This is a genomic window from Microbacterium sp. CPCC 204701, from assembly GCF_004010105.1.
Lineage (GTDB): Bacteria > Actinomycetota > Actinomycetes > Actinomycetales > Microbacteriaceae > Microbacterium.
Genome location: NZ_RRYE01000509.1, coordinates 1 through 1,761, shown reverse-complemented (window position 1 = coordinate 1,761; position 1,761 = coordinate 1). Strand labels below are relative to the sequence as shown.

Genomic DNA, 1,761 nt, shown 5'->3' with positions numbered 1-1,761 from the left:
CGGCCGCCGGGCCGACGTGCCCGCGGCCGCGCTCGCGACCGAGCCGCTGCGGTTCCCCGAGGCCGTCCACCTCGACGTGCTGGTGTCGGAGCTGCGAGCCCGGGGCTACCAGATGGCTGTCGTCGTCGACGAGTACGGCGGCACCGCAGGCGTGGTGACGCTCGAGGACCTCGTCGAGGAGATCGTGGGCGAGGTGCTCGACGAGCACGACCGACGCCGCGCGGGCATCGTGCGCGTCGAGGGCGGCGTGATCTTCCCCGGCGAGCTGCGGCCCGACGAGGTGCTCGACCGCACCGGCATCCGCATCCCGGAGGGCGACGTCTACGACACCGTCGGCGGGTTCATCATGAGCGAGCTCGAGCGCATCCCCGTCGTCGGGGACCGCATCGAGCTCGAGGACGGAGCCATCGAGGTGCAGCGCATGGAGGGCCGACGCGTCGACCGTGTGCGCTTCACGCCCACGCCGATGCCGCACGACGCGGCCGCGATGGAAGGGGGTGAGCGCCGATGAGCGACTGGGCCGGAATCGCATGGCTGGTCGTGCTCCTCGTCGCGAACGCCTTCTTCGTGGGGGCCGAGTTCGCCGTGATCTCGGCGCGCCGCTCGCAGATCGAGCCGCTGGCCGAGAAGGGCTCGCGCTCGGCGAAGACCGCGCTGTACGCCATGGAGCATGCGACGCTCATGCTGGCGACGAGCCAGCTCGGCATCACGATCTGCTCACTGCTGATCCTGAACGTGTCGGAGCCCGCGATCCACCACCTGCTCGCGGCGCCGCTCGGCCTCACCGGCTGGACGGAGGCCGCTGTCGACACGGTGGCCTTCATCATCGCGCTGCTGCTGGTGTCGTACCTGCACGTCGTGTTCGGCGAGATGGTGCCGAAGAACCTGGCGTTCTCGGTGCCCGACCGTGCGGTGCTCATGCTCGCCACGCCGCTGGTGTGGGTCTCGAAGCTTTTCTACCCGGTGATCGTGACGCTCAACTGGATCGCGAACCACGTGGTGCGGCTGTTCCGCGTCGAGCCGAAGGACGAGGCCGCCTCGACCTTCACTCTCGAGGAGGTCGCCACGATCGTGAACCAGTCGCGCATCGAGGGCGTCCTGCACGATTCCGCCGGAACGGTGTCGGCGGCACTGGAGTTCACCGACAAGAAGGCGGCCGACATCGCGGTGCCGCTCTCGGCTCTGGTGACCCTGCCGCAGACGACGACACCCGCCGAGATCGAGCGCGCGGTCGCCAAGCACGGCTTCTCGCGGTACGTGATCGTCGACGAGGCGGGCGCACCGGTCGGGTACGTGCACCTCAAGGACATCCTGCGGGCCGCAGAGGGACCGGATGCTGAGACCGAGGTCGCCCGCCCCATCCCGACCAAGCGCATCCACCACATGGTGCCGGTGCTCGAGTCGACAGACCTCGAGGACGCGCTCGCCGTCATGCGCCGCGCCGGACGCCACCTCGCTCAGGTGCGCGACGACGCCGGCGAGACCACCGCGGTGCTGTTCCTCGAGGACATCATCGAGGAGCTCATCGGCGAAGTGCAGGACGCGACGCGCCGCCGGCTCTACTGACGGCCGGAGACCGCGACGGGTGGCTCTGCCCACGAGGTGAGCCACCCTTTCGCGCATACCGGCCGGCCTCAGCGCCGGGCGCGGAGGTACTGCGGCGGCCAGTAGTCGATGTCGGCGCCGAGCTCGGTCGCGGCGCGAAGGGCGTAGTGCGGGTCGCGGAGCCATTCGCGCCCGGCCAAGACGGCATCGGCGGCC

2 protein-coding genes and 1 pseudogene are annotated in these 1,761 nt (G+C 70.4%); 2 read left to right on the top strand and 1 reads right to left on the bottom strand.

Annotated elements, in window-relative coordinates:
- The coding region (locus tag EIO58_RS17340) for a transporter associated domain-containing protein (RefSeq protein WP_127820492.1) at positions 1 to 511 on the top strand (511 nt) is incomplete at its 5' end.
- Positions 508 to 1,566, top strand: coding sequence for a hemolysin family protein (locus EIO58_RS17335; protein WP_127820491.1), 1,059 nt, complete (start codon positions 508 to 510; stop codon positions 1,564 to 1,566). The genes EIO58_RS17340 and EIO58_RS17335, both read left to right, overlap by 4 nt.
- Positions 1,567 to 1,634: 68 nt before the next feature.
- Here EIO58_RS17335 and EIO58_RS19420 read toward each other — a convergent pair.
- Positions 1,635 to 1,761, bottom strand: a pseudogene (locus EIO58_RS19420) (oxidoreductase); the annotation flags it as partial.

What these genes read in the sequence shown, in the direction of transcription:
- EIO58_RS17335 (WP_127820491.1), top strand. Translation starts at nt 508, where the DNA reads ATGAGCGACTGGGCCGGAATCGCATGGCTGGTCGTGCTCCTCGTCGCG.